We start from the raw sequence: 15,542 nt of genomic DNA, 5'->3' as shown, positions 1-15,542 counted from the left end.
CCGCGTCGGGCGGCCCTCCCGCCACGCCGACGGACGTCATGAGGTGTTCGCATGAAGATCGATTGGCTCAAGCCCCTCCTCGGCCATCCTGGCCCCTTCGCGACGGTGTACATCGACGCGACGCGCGCCAACGAGGCCGGGGACCGCGAGGTCGAGAACCGCTGGAAGGGAGTGCGGCGCCAGCTGCACCAGGAGGGCGCGCCGGACGCGGTCCTCGACGACCTCGAGGAGGTGGTGCTGCGGCCGACGCGGGTGGGCGGCACCCACGGGCGCGTGCTGATCGCCGACGACACGGGCGTGCTCGTCGACCGGGTCGTCAAGGACCCGCCGGCGCTCACGAAGGGCTCCTGGGGACCTGTGCCCGCGCTGCTGCAGGCGGCGCGCGCGGCGGACGAGTCGGTCGACTACGTGCGCGTCGTCGTCGACCGGCAGGGCGCGGACCTCACGTGGTCCGTCGCGGGCGGCCACCTGCCCTACGCGGAGCCGGAGACGGTCGAGGGCGGCCACGACGTCATCAACAAGGTCCGCACCGGAGGGCTGTCGCACAAGCGCATCGAGTCCCGCGCGGAGGACTCCTGGGAGCGCAACGCCGAGGCGGTCGCCGCTGAGCTGGAGCGCCAGGCGGCCGAGTACCGGCCCGAGCTCGTGCTGCTCACCGGTGACGTGCGTGCCGTGCCGCTCGTGCGGGGCGCGCTCGGGCACGCGATCTCCGAGCTCGTGGTCGAGGTCCCGGGCGGCGGCCGGGGCGCCGGCATCAACGAGGCCTCGTTCGAGGCGAACGTGGCCGACGCGCTCGACAGCTACCGGGAGCGTCGCCGCGAGAAGGTCCTCGCCGAGTTCCGCCAGGAGCAGGGCCGGGAGTCCGGGGCGGTGACGTCCGTGGAGGACGTCGTCGCGGTGCTCGCGCGCGGCCAGGTCAAGGAGCTCGTGCTGGCCGACGAGTACGGGCAGGACGGCGCGCTCGACGGCCGCTCGCTGTGGATCGGGCCCAGCCCCCTGCACATCGCGGCGACTCGCGAGGAGATCGAGTCCCTCGGCGTGACCGACGGCCTGGAGAAGCTGCCCGCCACGGTCGCGCTCGTGCGGGCCGCCGTCGGGCAGGACGCCGGGCTGACGTTCGCGCCCGAGGGCAGCGTCGAGCTCATCGAGGGCGTGGGCGCCACGCTCCGCTGGGCGGACGAGGGGACGCCGCGCGAGGTCGCCGCGACGATGTCCGGCGACGACTCGCGGCTGCGCGGCGAGATCATCTAGGCCCGCCGCCACCGACGACGACGCCCTTCCCGGCCGCAGCCGGGGAGGGCGTCGTCGTGCTGTCGTCGTGCGGGGTCAGCCCTTCTTGCGGGCCTCGGGCTCGCCGAGCTCGGAGGAGACGACGACGATCCCGCCCTGGACGGCCGGGTCGCCCTGGCCCTCGGCCGCCGCGACGAGGTCGAGCGTGCCGGTGACGCGCCCGCCGTTGCGGACGTCCACGACCGACGCCTCGACGCCGGGGAGCGACGCCGCCGGCACCGCGACCTGCGCCGCGAGGATCGGGGTGCGCATCGACACCTTCGCCTCCGACTTGACCTTGCGCAGCGCCGCGAGCGCGTGGCCCGCCGCGGTGAGGACGGCCGGGTCGGCGTCGCCCGCGGCCGAGCGCGCGACGTCGGGCGTGGGCCACGGCGCGCGGTGGATCGAGCCCTCCGAGGCGCGCCACCAGGACCACACCTCTTCCGTCGCGAACGGCACGAACGGCGCGAACAGGCGCAGGAGCGTGTCGAGCGCGATCGCGAGCGCGACGCGCGCGGACCGGGTCTCGGCGGAGACGTCGGAGGCCGCGGCCCCGGCACCGTACGCGCGGTCCTTGACGAGCTCGAGGTAGTCGTCGCAGAACGTCCAGAAGAACGTCTCGGTGACCTCGAGCGCGCGCGTGTGGTCGTACGCCTCGAACGCCTCGGTCGCCTTCTCGACGACGGTCGCGAGGCCCGCGAGCATCGCACGGTCGAGCGTCTCGGTGACGAGCGCCGGGTCGAGGACGATCTCGCCCGTCCCGGTCTCGGCGTCGACCCCGAACGACAGCGCGAACTTCGACGCGTTGAGGATCTTGATCGCGAGGCGGCGGCCGATCTTCATCTGGCCGACCTCGAACGCCGCGTCCGTGCCGAGGCGGGCCGACGCCGCCCAGTACCGCACGGCGTCCGACCCGTGCTCCTCGAGCAGGCCCATGGGTGTGACGACGTTGCCCTTGGACTTCGACATCTTCTTGCGGTCGGGGTCGAGGATCCAGCCGGAGATCGCGGCGTTCTTCCACGGCAGCGAGCCGAACTCGAGGTGCGATCGCACGACCGTGGAGAAGAGCCACGTGCGGATGATGTCCTGGCCCTGCGGGCGCAGGTCCATGGGGAAGACGCGCTCGAACAGGTCGGGGTCGACCTCCCAGCCGCCCGCGATCTGCGGCGTGAGCGACGACGTCGCCCACGTGTCCATGATGTCGTTCTCGCCCACGAACCCGCCCGGCACGCCGCGCTGGTCCTCGGTGTACCCCGCCGGCACGTCGGACGACGGGTCGACGGGCAGCGCGTCCTCGGACGGCACGATCGGGTGGTCGTGGTCGATCTCGCCCGACTCGAGCACGGGGTACCACAGCGGGATCGCGACGCCGAAGAAGCGCTGGCGCGAGATGAGCCAGTCGCCGTTGAGGCCGCCGACCCAGTTCTCGTAGCGCACGCGCATGAAGTCGGGGTGGAACGCGAGCTCCTTGCCGCGGTTCAGCAGCTCCTGGCGCAGGTCGCGCGTCGTGCCGTCGGCCGTCGTCCAGTCGCGGCCGCCGTTGCGGATGTACCACTGGCGCGACGTGACGATCTCGAGGGGCTTGTCGCCCTTCTCGAAGAAGTTCGCCTTGCGCTGGGTCGGCACGGGCTCGCCGTCGAGGTCGCCCGCGTCGCGCAGCGCGTCGACGACGACCTGGCGCGCCGAGAACGTCGTCTTGCCCGCGAGCTCGGCGAACACGCCCTGGCCGGCGTGCGAGGTGATCCAGTCCGGCGTCTCGCGCACGATCCGGCCGTCGCGCGTGATGATCGAGCGCGTCGGGAGCTGCAGCTCGCGCCACCACTGCACGTCGGTGAGGTCGCCGAACGTGCAGCACATCGCGATGCCCGCGCCCTTGTCGCGCTCGGCGGCGGGGTGGGCGAGGACGGGCAGCTCGACGTCGAACAGCGGCGAGCGCACCGAGGTGCCGAACAGGTGCTGGTACCGCTCGTCGTCGGGGTGCGCGACGAGCGCCACGCACGCCGCGAGCAGCTCGGGGCGCGTGGTCTCGATGAGGACGGGTGCGCCGTCGTCCGGGGTGCCCGGCGCGACGCGGTGGAACGCGACCTTGTGGAAGTGGCCCGGGTAGTCGCGCGCCTCGAGCTCGGCCTGCGCGACGGCGGTCTGGAACGTCACGTCCCACAGGCCGGGGGCCTCGGCCTGGTACGCCTCGCCGCGCGCGAGGTTGCGCAGGAACGCACGCTGCGCCGCGGTGCGGGACCGCGCGTCGATCGTCTGGTAGTGCTGCGCCCAGTCGACCGAGAGCCCGAGCCGGCGCCACAGCGCCTCGAACTGCTTCTCGTCCTCGGCCGTGAGCCGCTCGCACAGCTCGATGAAGTTGCGGCGGCTCACCGGCACCTGGTCGGCGGCCTTGACGGACTTGCCCTCGCCGCCCTCGTGCGGGGGCTCGAAGCCCTCGACGTAGGGGAGCGTGGGGTCGCAGCGGACGCCGTAGTAGTTCTGGACGCGCCGCTCGGTGGGCAGGCCGTTGTCGTCCCAGCCCATGGGGTAGAACACCTCGAGGCCGCGCATGCGCTGGAACCGCGCGACGACGTCGGTGTGCGTGTAGGAGAACACGTGGCCCACGTGCAGCGAGCCCGAGACGGTCGGCGGCGGGGTGTCGATGGAGAAGACCTGCTCGCGGGTCTTCGAACGGTCGAACGCGTACGTCCCCTGCTCGGCCCAGCGCGCGTCGTAGGTGTCCTCGAGCCCGTCGAGGCTCACCCGGTCGGGTACTCCCGCGACCACCGCGCGGACGACGTCACCGGCTACGTGCCCGGCGGAGGAGGTCGTTGCTGCAGCGGGTTCGGCCGCGCCCGTCGGCGCGTTCGTCGGGAAGTCGCTCATGGTCGCCCATTCTCCCAGATCCCGGGGCCGTGCCGGACGCCGTCTCGGCGTCCGGCGGCGTCGGCGAGGGCCGTCCGCGGCGTGCGGACCGAGACGGGCCGAAGGTCCCTGGGTCGAATGGTCATCGAGTCGTAATCTGCACGCAAAGCGACAGGTGCTCGTGGGCGCACCTCGACCCGATCCCCGCGCCGACCCCTGGAGCACCCATGACCGCCACGACCACCGACCGCACGCGCGCCGACGGGGCGCTCCCGCCCGGCGTCGTCCTGCCGCCCGCCCTCGCCGCCGCGCTCGCGGCGTGCCCGCGCCTCGTCGTCCCGGCCTCGCGCGAGGAGCTCTACCGCCTCGCGCTCGGCCCCGACGGCGGCCCGCGGTTCGCCGTCGAGTACGACGCCGGGGGCGAGCGCGTCGTCGAGGCGGAGGTCGTGCGGTGCCGCAACGGGATCGCCGTGAACTACCCCGAGGACTACATGCGCCGCCGGGACCCGGACTGCATGCGGATCGCCGACGACCTGCCGACCGACAAGCCGCGCTACCGGGACGTCTTCGGTGCGGAGTTCGGCCCGGTCAAGGACGAGACCCTCGCGTGGCTCGCCGCGCAGGAGCTCGTCGTCGTGCCGTTCCGCGCCGGCGGGCGCACGCACGGCTACCCGTCGCTCGCCGTCTGCCCCGTCAACGCGGCGTTCTTCGCGCTCGCCCTCGTCGACCTCCAGGGCTGGGCCACGTTCGACGAGCTCGGCCCGTTCGCGCCGCGCTCGATCCTCTACGTCGCGCCGCCGCTGCGCCACACCCGGTTCGACGGGCGCCAGGTCGTCGTGCACGACCGCTCTGAGACGCTCCACGAGGTGTTCGCCTACAACCTCTACCCGGGGCCGAGCGCCAAGAAGGGCGTGTTCTCGGTCCTGCTCGACGTCGGCGAGCGGGAGGGCTGGGTCACCGCGCACGCGTCGTCGGTCCGCGTCACCACGCCGTACGAGAACGAGACCGTCATCATGCACGAGGGCGCCTCGGGCGGCGGCAAGTCGGAGATGTGCCAGGACCTGCGCCGCCAGGAGGACGGCAGGATCCTGCTCGGCACGAACGTCGTCACGCGCGAGCCGTACGTCATCACGCTGGGGGAGACGAGCGCGCTCGCCCCGGTCACCGACGACATGACCCTGTGCCACTCCGCGCTCCAGACCGGCGACGGCCGCCTCGTGGTGACCGACGCCGAGGAGGGCTGGTTCGTGCGTGTCGACAACCTCACCGGGTACGGGCAGGACGCGCACCTCGAGCGCGCGTGCATCCACCCCGACGTGCCGCTCGTGTTCTTCAACATCGACGGCGTCCCCGACGCGACCGTGCTGCCCTGGGAGCACTCGCTCGACGCCGACGGCCGGCGGTGCCCCAACCCGCGCGTCGTCGTGCCGCGGCACCTGCTCACCGACGTCGCCGGGCCGGCCGAGGTCGACGTGCGCACGTTCGGCGCCCGGATGCCCGCCTGCACGCGCGACCACCCCACCTACGGGATCATGGGCATGACCCACGTGGTGCCCGCGGCGCTCGCCTGGATCTGGCGGCTCGTCGCGCCGCGCGGCGACAAGAACCCGTCGATCGGCGAGTCGCGCACGGCGACGGAGGCGCTCGCCCACGGGGGCATGGTCGCCGAGGGCGTCGGGTCGTACTGGCCGTTCGCGACGGGGACGAAGGTCGCGGCGGCGAACCTCCTGCTGCGCCAGCTGGTGGAGACTCGCCGGACGCGCTACGTACTCACGCCCAACCAGCACATCGGCGCCTACCGGGTGGACTTCGCGGCCGAGTGGCTCACGCGCGAGTACCTCGCGCGCCGCGGCGGGGGCCGGCTGCGGCCGGACGAGCTGACGCCCGCCCGCTGCCCCCTGTTCGGCTACACGCTCACGGAGATGAAGATCGACGGCCAGCTCGTGCGCCCGACCTTCCTGCGGCCCGAGCTGCAGTCCCAGGTGGGGGTCGAGGCCTACGACGCCGGGGCGCGGATCATCACCGACTTCTTCGCGAGCGAGCTCCGGCAGTTCCTCACCGACGACCTCGACCCGCTGGGTCGGCGGATCATCGAGGTCTGCCTGCGCGGCGGCTCGGTCGAGGAATACGCGGACCTGACGCCGCTGTACGTCTGACGCGCCCGGTCCGGTCCTCTTCCCGCGAGGACCGGACCGGTGCGGGACGGGCGCCGGCGCCCGCTCGCCCAGGACGGTCCGCGGAGGGTTAAGGTCGGCCCATGGGTCTGACGATCGGCTACGCCGCCATGCTCGAGCAGTTCCACCCGACCGAGGCCGTCGCGCTCTCGGCCTACGCGGAGGAGCACGGCTTCTCCGGGACCATGGCGGCCGACCACTTCCAGCCGTGGGTCCCGGCGCAGGGCGAGTCGTCGTTCGTGTGGAACGTGCTCACGGCGCTCGGCGAGCGGACCCGGGGCGACCTGGGCCCCGGGGTCACCGCGCCGACGTTCCGCTGGCACCCCGCGATGGTCGCCCAGGCGTCGGCGACGCTCGCCGCGATGTACCCCGGCCGGCACTGGCTCGGGCTCGGCTCGGGCGAGGCGCTCAACGAGCACGTCGTCGCGGGCTACTGGCCCGAGGCGCCCGAGCGCATCAACCGCATGTTCGAGGCGATCGACGTCATCAAGAAGCTGTTCCAGTCCGGGCTCGACAACAAGGACGTCAAGCACTCCGGGCAGTTCTACAAGATGGAGTCCACGCGGCTGTGGACCATGCCCGAGGTCGCGCCCGAGATCCTCGTCGCGACCGCCGGCCCCGTGACCGCGAAGCGCGCGGGCCGCCACGCCGACGGCCTCATCACCGTGGGGGCGCCGCTCGAGAAGATCTCCATGCTGTTCGGCAAGTTCGACGACGGCGTGCGCGAGTCCGGCCGCGACCCCGAGGCGATGCCCAAGGTGCTCCAGCTCCACCTCTCCTGGGCCGCGACCGACGAGGAGGCGCTTGCGAACGCGATGACCGAGTGGCCCAACGGCGGCATGAAGTTCCCCAAGGCGGACATCCGCTCGCCGCACGACTTCGAGCAGATGGCCAAGCTCGTGCGCCCGGAGGACTTCGAGGGCCGCATGGTCATCTCCGCCGACCCGGACGAGCACCGCGCGTACATCCAGAAGTTCGTCGACCTCGGGTTCGACCGCATCTACCTGCACAACGTCGGCCGCAACCAGCGCGAGTGGATCGAGGTCTTCGGCCGCGAGGTGCTCCCGAAGCTCACGCGATGAGCGAGCACGACGCCGCACCCGGCGGGCCCGACGGCGGCGCGGGCCCCGACCGGTCCGCGCGCCTCACGGTGTGGGCGCCCGAGGGCCTCGGCGAGGTCCGTCCGGGCGACGACCTCACCGCGCTCGTGGGCGACCTGCTCGCGAGCGAGGCGCTCGCGGACGGCGACGTCGTCGTCGTGACGAGCAAGATCGTCTCGAAGGCCGAGGGACGCGTCGTCGCCGCGGCGGACCGCGAGCAGGCGATCACGGACGAGACGGTGCGCGTCGTCGCGACGCGCGAGCGTCCCGGCCAGCCGCCGCTGCGCATCGTCGAGAACCGGCTCGGCCTCGTCATGGCCGCGGCGGGCGTCGACGCCTCGAACACCCCGGAGGGCACGGTCCTGCTGCTCCCGCTCGACCCCGACGCCTCCGCGCGGGCGCTGCGCGGCGCGCTCCGCGAGCGGTTCGGCCTCGACCGGCTGGGCGTCGTCGTGACGGACACCTCCGGCCGGGCGTGGCGCGACGGCCTCGTCGACATCGGCATCGGGGCCGCCGGGGTCGTCGTCGCGGAGGACCTGCGCGGCGGCGTGGACTCCCACGGGCGGCCGCTGTCGGTCACCGTGACCGCCGTCGTCGACGAGGTGGCGGCCGCGAGCGAGCTCGTGCGCGGCAAGGCGGCGGGGCGGCCCGTCGCCGTGGTGCGCGGGCTCGGGCGGTACGTCGGGAGCGAGGACGGTCCGGGCGCCCGCGTGCTCGTGCGCGGCTCGGGCGACGACCTGTTCCGCGAGGGCAGCGCCGAGGCGTACGCCCGCGGGCAGGCCGACGCCCGCCGCGACCAGGAGGGCGACGCCGCGCGGGAGGCCGCGTACGCCGACGGCTACCGCGCCGGGTTCGCCGAGGGGTACCGCGAGGGCTCCGGGAACGAGCCGGTCGCGGACTGAGGCGGGGTGCGCCCCGCGGCGGCGAATCCCCTGGCGTGCGCCCCGTCGTCGTCGCTAGCCTGCCCGGATGCTCCCCTCCGACTGGATCGCGCACCGCCGCCCCGACGACCGCGAGCACGTGGGCTGGATCCGCCCCGAGGGCGACGCCTGGGTGGCCGTGTCGCTGCTCGGGCACGAGCTCACCGGACCGGTCGACTGGCTCGAGGCCGAGGAGGCGCTCGACGCGAGCAGCCTCGCGTGGCTCGCCGACGTCTGGATGCTCGAGCAGGACGACGCGCCGCCGCTGCGGGTCCGGCTCGTCGAGGTCACGCCGGACGGCGTCGTCGTGCAGACGGACGACTTCGGGGCGATCGACGTCCCCGTCGAGCGCTACGACCTCCCGTGGCCGCCCCCGCCCACGCTGCGACCGCGCCGGCCCGACGACCCGGACGGCCGCGTCCTGTCGTCCCGACCCTGACGGCCGTGCGGCTGAGCGCCGCGCGCGGTCAGCCCGCGTCCGTCGTGCCTTCGTAGAGGCCGATCTGGTTCCCGTCGGCGTCCTCGAACGCGGCCCACCACGAGGTGGGGCTGATCTGCGACTTCTCCAGCACGACGCGCCCGCCGAGCTCACGGACCTTGGCGAGCGTCTCCTCGATGGAGTCGACCTCGACGTAGCTGCGCGGGCTCGTGAAGCCCTCGGAGCGTGGGGCGAGGCCGCCGCCGCTGATCTTGTTCGGGGCCTGCCACATGGGGTAGCCCTCGAAGCCGGGAACCTCCGCGATCTGCCAGCCGAAGAGCTCGCCGTAGAACTGCGTGGCCCTGCCGTTGTCGCTCACCGGGATGTCGATGTGCGTGATGTCTCCGTGCGCCATGGTTCCTCCCCGTGCCGGTGACGGGCGGACACCCGCCGAGCACCAGCCTAGGGACGGCGGTGCCGCGCGCACCAGGGCCCGGCCGGACCGTGCGACCGGGGTCAGCGCTCGTCCGGCGCCGGGGAGCGCTCGACGGCGGAACCCTCAGGCTCCACCTGAGGGTCGGCCTCGGGGTCCGCGGGCTCCGACGGAGCGGCGTCGTCCCCGTCCGGCACGGCGTCGGCGGCGGGAAGGGAGTCCGTGCCGCGCAGGTCCTCGGCGGGCCGCGGCGCGTCGTCGCCGGAGAGCCACCGCAGCCAGCCCGAGCCCGGGTCGGGCTCCAGCACGAGCGCACGGACGAGCAGCGTGAGCGGGATCGCGAGGATCGCCCCGAGCGGCCCGATGACGAACGTCCAGAAGACGACGGACACGAAGCTCAACGTGAGGCTGAGGTTCACCGCGTCGGCGACGAACTTCGGCTGGACGAGCACCTGGAGCACGACGTTCACCACGCAGTAGACCGCGACGACGGCGAGCGCGAGCTGCCAGCCCCCGACCACGAACGCCATGACGACGGGCGGCACGAGCCCCAGGACGAAGCCGATGTTCGGGATGAAGTTCGTGACGAACGCGAGGATCGCCCACACGGTCGGGGCCGGCACCGACAGGAGCCACAGGGCGACGCCGTCGATCACGGCGACGACCGCGCCGAACGACGCGTTGACCACGAAGTAGCGCCGCACCCCGCCGCTGAACCGGGTCGCCCGGTCGACCGTCGCGGCGCGCTCGGCGCCGAACACCGAGCCGGCGGTGGAGTACCGCGCGGCGTCGGCGGCCATGAAGATCGCGTAGGCGAGCACGAAGAAGAACGCGGTCGCGATGCCCAGGGCCATGCCGGACACGTTGCCCGCGAGGCTGACGACGCGTCCCGGGTCGAGCCACGACGTGGCCGCCTCGGCGATGTCCGTGTCGATGCCGACCGCGGCGAGCTGGTCCACCACGTCGTCGACCGCGCGCACGAGGGCGGGGAGATACTCGCGGACGAGATCCACGAACCGGACGCCCGCGAACGCGAGCATCGCGACGAGCGCCGCGAGGATGAGGTACGCGACCGTGACGACGGCGGACGTCGCGGCCCACCGCGGCCAGCCCCGACGCTCCAGGGGGTAGCGCACGGGGTGGCAGATGATGACGATGACTGCCGCGAGGAACATCGGGGCGAGGACCTCGCGGGCGGCGTGGACCCCGGCGAGGACGACGACGCCGGCGGCGAGGGCCAGGAGCGTGCGCGTGGCGGGAGGGAGCCCCGGGGCGGGAGGCGTCGTCGTGGTCACGCGCCGACGATAACCGCCGGGGTGCGTCGCGCACCCGGGCGTCCGCGCGCGGCGCGGCGGGTCAGCCCTTCGCGGCCTTGGCGGCGGCCTTCTGGGCCTTCTTGAACGTGCGCACCTCGGCGAGCGACTCGGGGCTCGTGACGTCGGCGATGGACCGGCGGGAGCCCTCGTCCCCGTAGTGGCCGGCGGCCTCGCGCCACCCCGCGGGCCGCACGCCCCGCTGCTTGCCCAGGAGCGCGAGGAAGATGCGCGCCTTCTGGTCGCCGAACCCGGGCAGCGCCCGCAGGCGCGCGAGCACCTCCTCGCCCGTCGGCTCGCCGTCCGCGCCCGGCGCGGTCCAGATCCGGGTCGCGTCGCCGTCGTACTCGTCGACGACGACGCGCGCGAGCTCCTGCACCCGGCCCGCCATCGACCGCCCGTAGCGGTGGATCGCGGGCGGCGTCGTGGCGAGCGTGACGAACGCGTCGGGGTCGGTGTCCGCGACGGTGCGCGGGTCGATCGAGCCGAGGCGGTCGCGGATCTTGCGGGGCCCGGCGAACGCGTGCTCCATCGGGTACTGCTGGTCGAGCAGCATCCCCACGAGGAGCGCGAACGCGTCGTCGCTGAGCAGCGCGTCCGCGTCGGGGTCGCCGGTGATCCAGAGCTGGTCGGTCATGCCCCCATCATGGCAGCCGGCCGCCGGGTGCCCGGCGCGGCCGTCCGGTCCGGAACTCGTCGACGCCCGCGCGCCGGAGGATCGCGCTCGTCCAGCCGGGCAGGAGCCGCAGGCCGTCCGCGCCGGTCACGCGACGCACGTCGTCGACGACGTACTCCACGCCGCGCCGCTCGAGGACGAGCTCCCCGGCCGCCTCGACGTTGCGGACCCAGTCCACGTCGGGGCCGTACGTGAGGGCGAACGCGACGCGGACCGGACCGGTCGGGTCGTCGCGGTAGGCGAACGCGAAGACCGGGGTGCGGTACTCCCGCCCGCTGCGCCGCCCGACGTGGCGGACGACGGCCATCGGCCCGACGCCCGTCGCGACGCGAAGCATGACGGGGTTGAGGAAGCGCCTGTTGCTGCGGGTCACCCAGCGCGGGATCGGCATGGGCCCATCGTCACCCGGCGTGCCCCCGGACCGCGACCTATCGTGGCGGCGTGCCCACCCGACTCCTCCTGCTCAGCGACACGCACGTCCCGGTCCGCGCCCGGGCGCTCCCGGACCAGGTGTGGCGCGCGGTCGACGACGCGGACGTCGTCGTGCACGCGGGCGACTGGGTGAGCGCCGACCTGCTCGACGCGCTCGAGGCCCGCGCGGCGCGCCTCGTCGGGGTCGCGGGGAACAACGACGGCCCCGACCTGCACGCGCGCCTGCCCGAGGTGGCGCGCACCACGGTCGAGGGGCTGCGGCTCGCCGTCGTGCACGAGACGGGCGGGAAGGACGGGCGCGAGCGTCGCGCCGACGCCGCGTTCCCCGACGTGGACGTGCTCGTGTTCGGGCACAGCCACATCCCCTGGGACACCACGTCGCCGGGCGGCCTGCGCCTGCTCAACCCCGGCTCGCCGACGGACCGCCGTCGGCAGCCGGTCGGGACGTTCCTCACGGCTGTCGTCGACGACGGCGCGCTGCGGGACGTCGAGCTCGTGCCCGTCCCGCGCTGAGTGCTCACGCCGCGCCGGCGCGCGCCCGGTGCTCCGCCGGGCTCACGCCGCGCACGCGCTTGAACGCGGCGCTCAGCGCGAACGGCGTCGCGTACCCGACGGCGCGCGCGACCGCGGAGAGCGTCGCGTCCGGCTCGAGGAGGAGGTCGGCGGCCAGGTCGAGCCGCCAGCCGGTGAGGTAGCCCATCGGCGGCTCGCCGACGAGCGCCGCGAAGCGGCGCGAGAACGCCGCGCGCGACAGCCCCACCTCCCGCGCCAGCGCGTCGAGGGTCCAGGCGCGCGCCGGGTCGTGGTGGATGAGCCGCAGCGCGGCCCCGACGACGGGGTCGGCGTCGGCGCGGTACCAGCCCGGCGCGTCGTCGCGCGAGAGCCACGTGCGCAGGCACGAGATGAGGAGGAGGTCGAGGAGGCGGTCGAGCACCGCCTCCTGCCCCGGGAGGTCCTGCACGACCTCCCGGGCGAGCATCTCGACGAGCGTCCCGTCCACGTCCCCGCGGCGCAGGACCACGCGCTGGGGCAGCACGCGCAGCACCCGGCGCCCGACCTCGCCGTCGAGCGGGTACGTGCCCGTGACGATGACGGTCTCGCCGTCCGGGTCGTTCCCCCACGACCGCACGCCGAGCACGGTCATGGGGGAGGGGCCGCCGTCGACCGCCCGGCACATGTCGGACGCCGGGCCGACGACGACCTGGGGCGCCGTGGTCGGCGCGTCGGCGACGACGTAGTGGTCCGGGCCGCGCAGGAGCACGACGTCGCCCGCGGCGACGTGCTCGCCCGGGTCGGACGACGTGCCGCCGGCCCCGGGGCCGACCCACCCGGACCCCCGCAGGACGGGCACGATCGTCAGCGGCGCCTCGTCCTCGATGCGCATGCCCCACGGCGCGCGCAGGTGGCTCCGCAGGAGGAAGGCGCCGCGGGCGCGCGGCCCGTCGAGCAGCCCGGCGACGACGTCCATCGCGCCAGCGTACGCCGGGGCGTGGCGAGACGATCGCGTATGCGCGCGAGCCGGTCGGCCATGGAACGTCTCGCGGCGGGGCGGTTGGGTGGGACCCGTACCGCTCCACCACTCGCACCTCGGGAGACACCATGCCTGCCTCGACCCCGCCCACCGCCACCCCGTCGGCGGCGCCCGCCCGTACGTCGACGCCGACCGCCGCACCGGCACCGGCACCGGCACCTGCGCCCGGGACCGTGCTCGTGCTCGGTGCGACCGGCAAGACCGGCCGCCGCGTCGCCGACCGGCTCGACGCGGCCGGCGTCCCCGTGCGCCGGGCGTCGCGCTCGGGCGACGTGCGCTTCGACTGGGACGACGACACGACGTGGGAGCCCGCGCTCGCGGGGGCCGCGGCCGTGTACGTCGCGTACGCGCCCGACCTCGCGGTCCCCGGCGCCCCGGAGACCGTGGCCCGGCTCGCGGCCCGCGCGCACGACGCCGGTGCGCGCCGCCTCGTGCTGCTCTCGGGGCGCGGCGAGGACGAGGCGCAGCGCGCGGAGGAGCTCGTCGGCGCGGCGTTCCCGGCGCGCACGGTCGTGCGGTGCGCGTTCTTCGACCAGAACTTCAGCGAGAGCTTCCTCCTCGAGCCCGTGCTCGACGGCGTCCTCGCGCTCCCGGTCGACGACGTCGCGGAGCCGTTCGTCGACCTCGAGGACGTGGCCGACGTCGCGGTCGCGGCCCTCACGGACGATGCCCTCGCGGGGCGCGTCCTCGAGCTCACCGGGCCGCGCGCGCTGACGTTCCACGAGGCGGTCGCGGAGATCGCCGCCGCGAGCGGGCGCGGCGTCCGCTACGAGCCCGTCCCTATGGAGGCGTTCGTCGCGGGCCTCGCCGCGGCCGGTCTGCCCGACGACGTCGTCGGCCTCATGCGGTACCTCTTCACCGAGGTCCTCGACGGGCGCGGGACCCCCGTGGCCGACGGCGTCCGCGCCGCGCTCGGCCGCGAGCCGCGGGACTTCCACGAGTACGCGGCGCGCGAGGCGGGCGCGTGGGTCGCGGGCACCGGCGCCGGCACACGCACGGTGGGGACCGCGCCGTGACCGCGTTCGCGACCCTCGTCGTGGCGGCCGCCGTCGCGACGGGGCTCGCGGGCGGCGTGCTCTTCGCGTTCTCGACGTTCGTGATGGGCGGGCTGCGCCGCCTCCCGCCGGGCGAGGGCGGAGCCGCGATGGTCGCGATCAACCGCGACGCGCTCCGGCCGCCGCTGGTGCTCCTGCTCGCCGCGAGCGTCCTGCTCCCCGCGGCGGCGGCCGTCGTCGGTCTCGTCGCTGGCGCGGCCGGGGCGGGGTGGGCCCTCGCGGGCGCGGTCGTCGCGCTCGTCGGGATCCTCGGCGTGACGGCCGTGGGCAACGTCCCGCTCAACGAGCGCCTCGACGCCGCAGCGCGCGAGGGCGACCTGGCGGCGGCGTGGACGGCGTTCCTGCCGCGCTGGCTCGCGTGGAACCACGTGCGGACGGCGGCCGGCGCGGCGTCCAGCGCGCTGCTCGCCCTCGCGCTCGTCTGAGGCGTGGCTCCAGGTGCGCGCGTGCGAGCGCCGGGTCCCGCCGCGGAATAGCCGGGGCCGGGACCCGGTTGCGCACGACATGAGCGACGTCACAGCGGCCGTGCCGGCCGACGAGCAGGACACCGTCCGTCGGGTCCTGGAGGGCACCGAGACCTGGGCCGTCGTCGGCCTGTCGAACAACACCGCGCGCGCCGCGTACGGGGTCGCGCGCGTGCTGCAGCAGCACGGCAAGCGGGTCGTGCCCGTGCACCCGTCGGCGGAGACCGTCCACGGCGAGCAGGGGTACGCGAGCCTCGCGGACGTCCCGTTCCCCGTCGACGTCGTCGACGTGTTCGTGCGGTCCGAGCTCGCGGGCGACGTCGCCGACCAGGCGATCGCGATCGGCGCGAAGGCGGTGTGGTTCCAGCTCGACGTGATCGACGAGGACGCCGCGCGGCGCGTGCGCGACGCGGGCCTCGACATGGTGATGGACCGCTGCCCCGCGATCGAGCTGCCGCGCCTCGCCGCGGCCGAGGAGGCCTGACCGTGCCCGCGGTCGACACCACGACGCGCCTCGGCTCACGCGCTGCGGCGCGGCTCGCCGACGAGCAGGTCGTGTGGCTCGTCACCGTGGACCCGCACGGCACGCCGCAGCCGACGCCGGTCTGGTTCCGCTGGGACGGTGCCGACGAGATCGTCGTGAAGTCCCAGCCGCGCACGGCCAAGCTGCGCAACGTCCGCGCGAACCCCCGCGTCGCGGTGCACCTCAACAGCACCCCGTCGGGCGGCGACGTCGTCGTGCTCACCGGCACGGCGTCGGTCGACGACGACGGTCTCTCGGCCGCGGAGCGCGCGGCGTACGACGCGAAGTACGACGACGGCATCCGCGGCCTCGGCACGACGCCCGACGGCTTCCACGACGACTACGCCGTGACGCTGCGCGTGCGCCTCGAACGGCTGCGCGGCTTCTGAG

General features: G+C 74.7%; 16 protein-coding genes. 10 read left to right on the top strand and 6 right to left on the bottom strand.

What is annotated here, in order from left to right; genetic code table 11:
* Window positions 1-51: 51 nt before the first annotated feature.
* Window positions 52-1,251 (top strand): Vms1/Ankzf1 family peptidyl-tRNA hydrolase, encoded by a 1,200-nt coding sequence (locus MT994_RS14715; RefSeq protein ID WP_021482740.1) that lies wholly within the window; start codon window positions 52-54, stop codon window positions 1,249-1,251.
* Between the two features lie 75 nt (window positions 1,252-1,326).
* Here MT994_RS14715 and valS read toward each other — a convergent pair whose 3' ends face one another.
* Entirely contained in the window at window positions 1,327-4,134 is a 2,808-nt protein-coding gene (gene valS, locus MT994_RS14710) for a valine--tRNA ligase (RefSeq protein WP_354806851.1), read from the bottom strand.
* A 206-nt stretch (window positions 4,135-4,340) separates the two neighbouring features.
* On the opposite strand from valS, the gene MT994_RS14705 reads away from it, so the two are divergent.
* The 4 genes from MT994_RS14705 (at window position 4,341) to MT994_RS14690 (ending at window position 8,746) form a co-directional block, all read left to right on the top strand.
* Window positions 4,341-6,269: a DUF4914 family protein gene (locus MT994_RS14705; RefSeq protein WP_354806850.1), complete on the top strand. Its 1,929-nt coding sequence runs from the start codon at window positions 4,341-4,343 to the stop codon at window positions 6,267-6,269.
* Window positions 6,270-6,370: 101 nt separating this feature from the next.
* Window positions 6,371-7,369 carry a TIGR03557 family F420-dependent LLM class oxidoreductase gene (locus MT994_RS14700; protein ID WP_021482522.1) on the top strand — a complete coding sequence of 333 codons (999 nt, stop codon included), beginning with the start codon at window positions 6,371-6,373 and terminating at the stop codon, window positions 7,367-7,369.
* Complete coding sequence (gene cofE / locus MT994_RS14695) at window positions 7,366-8,289, top strand: coenzyme F420-0:L-glutamate ligase (protein WP_354806849.1); 924 nt, start codon at window positions 7,366-7,368, stop codon at window positions 8,287-8,289. The genes MT994_RS14700 and cofE overlap by 4 nt, the downstream gene beginning before the upstream one ends.
* 67 nt (window positions 8,290-8,356) lie before the next feature.
* Window positions 8,357-8,746, top strand: a complete 390-nt coding sequence (locus MT994_RS14690) for a hypothetical protein (RefSeq protein ID WP_043654766.1) — start codon at window positions 8,357-8,359, stop codon at window positions 8,744-8,746.
* A 28-nt stretch (window positions 8,747-8,774) separates the two neighbouring features.
* On the opposite strand, the gene MT994_RS14685 is transcribed toward MT994_RS14690, so the two are convergent.
* The 4 genes from MT994_RS14685 to MT994_RS14670 all read right to left on the bottom strand — a co-directional run bounded on the left by MT994_RS14685 (window position 8,775) and on the right by MT994_RS14670 (window position 11,538).
* The gene (locus MT994_RS14685) at window positions 8,775-9,140 is read right to left on the bottom strand and encodes a VOC family protein (RefSeq protein WP_061268999.1); all 366 of its coding nucleotides are present in this window, start codon (window positions 9,138-9,140) and stop codon (window positions 8,775-8,777) included.
* A gap of 101 nt (window positions 9,141-9,241) precedes the next feature.
* Window positions 9,242-10,453 (bottom strand): AI-2E family transporter, encoded by a 1,212-nt coding sequence (locus MT994_RS14680; protein WP_354806847.1) that lies wholly within the window; start codon window positions 10,451-10,453, stop codon window positions 9,242-9,244.
* 61 nt (window positions 10,454-10,514) lie between these two features.
* Complete coding sequence (locus tag MT994_RS14675) at window positions 10,515-11,108, bottom strand: HhH-GPD-type base excision DNA repair protein (RefSeq protein WP_076406397.1); 594 nt, start codon at window positions 11,106-11,108, stop codon at window positions 10,515-10,517.
* A gap of 7 nt (window positions 11,109-11,115) precedes the next feature.
* On the bottom strand, window positions 11,116-11,538 hold the full coding sequence (locus tag MT994_RS14670; RefSeq protein ID WP_354806845.1) for a nitroreductase family deazaflavin-dependent oxidoreductase: 423 nt from the start codon (window positions 11,536-11,538) through the stop codon (window positions 11,116-11,118).
* Window positions 11,539-11,588: 50 nt separating this feature from the next.
* On the opposite strand from MT994_RS14670, the gene MT994_RS14665 reads away from it, so the two are divergent.
* The gene (locus tag MT994_RS14665; RefSeq protein ID WP_194522456.1) at window positions 11,589-12,092 is read left to right on the top strand and encodes a metallophosphoesterase; all 504 of its coding nucleotides are present in this window, start codon (window positions 11,589-11,591) and stop codon (window positions 12,090-12,092) included.
* A gap of 4 nt (window positions 12,093-12,096) precedes the next feature.
* On the opposite strand, the gene MT994_RS14660 is transcribed toward MT994_RS14665, so the two are convergent.
* Window positions 12,097-13,047, bottom strand: coding sequence for an AraC family transcriptional regulator (locus MT994_RS14660; RefSeq protein ID WP_354806843.1), 951 nt, complete (start codon window positions 13,045-13,047; stop codon window positions 12,097-12,099).
* A 131-nt stretch (window positions 13,048-13,178) separates the two neighbouring features.
* Here MT994_RS14660 and MT994_RS14655 point away from each other — a divergent pair, with 131 nt between their 5' ends.
* The 4 genes from MT994_RS14655 (at window position 13,179) to MT994_RS14640 (ending at window position 15,541) form a co-directional block, all read left to right on the top strand.
* Window positions 13,179-14,126, top strand: coding sequence for an NmrA family transcriptional regulator (locus MT994_RS14655; RefSeq protein ID WP_354806842.1), 948 nt, complete (start codon window positions 13,179-13,181; stop codon window positions 14,124-14,126).
* A complete protein-coding gene (locus MT994_RS14650) occupies window positions 14,123-14,590 on the top strand; it encodes an anthrone oxygenase family protein (RefSeq protein ID WP_354806841.1) in 468 nt (155 codons plus the stop codon). Before MT994_RS14655 ends, MT994_RS14650 begins: the two co-directional genes overlap by 4 nt.
* A gap of 79 nt (window positions 14,591-14,669) precedes the next feature.
* Window positions 14,670-15,113: a CoA-binding protein gene (locus MT994_RS14645; protein WP_021483339.1), complete on the top strand. Its 444-nt coding sequence runs from the start codon at window positions 14,670-14,672 to the stop codon at window positions 15,111-15,113.
* Window positions 15,114-15,115: 2 nt separating this feature from the next.
* On the top strand, window positions 15,116-15,541 hold the full coding sequence (locus MT994_RS14640; RefSeq protein WP_076406409.1) for a TIGR03667 family PPOX class F420-dependent oxidoreductase: 426 nt from the start codon (window positions 15,116-15,118) through the stop codon (window positions 15,539-15,541).
* The last annotated feature ends 1 nt before the right edge of the window (window position 15,542 follow it).

The sequence above is a fragment of the Cellulosimicrobium sp. MI9406 genome (genome assembly GCF_040595865.1).
Taxonomy (GTDB): Bacteria; Actinomycetota; Actinomycetes; order Actinomycetales; family Cellulomonadaceae; genus Cellulosimicrobium; species Cellulosimicrobium funkei.
This window is presented reverse-complemented; position numbering and strand designations above follow the sequence as displayed.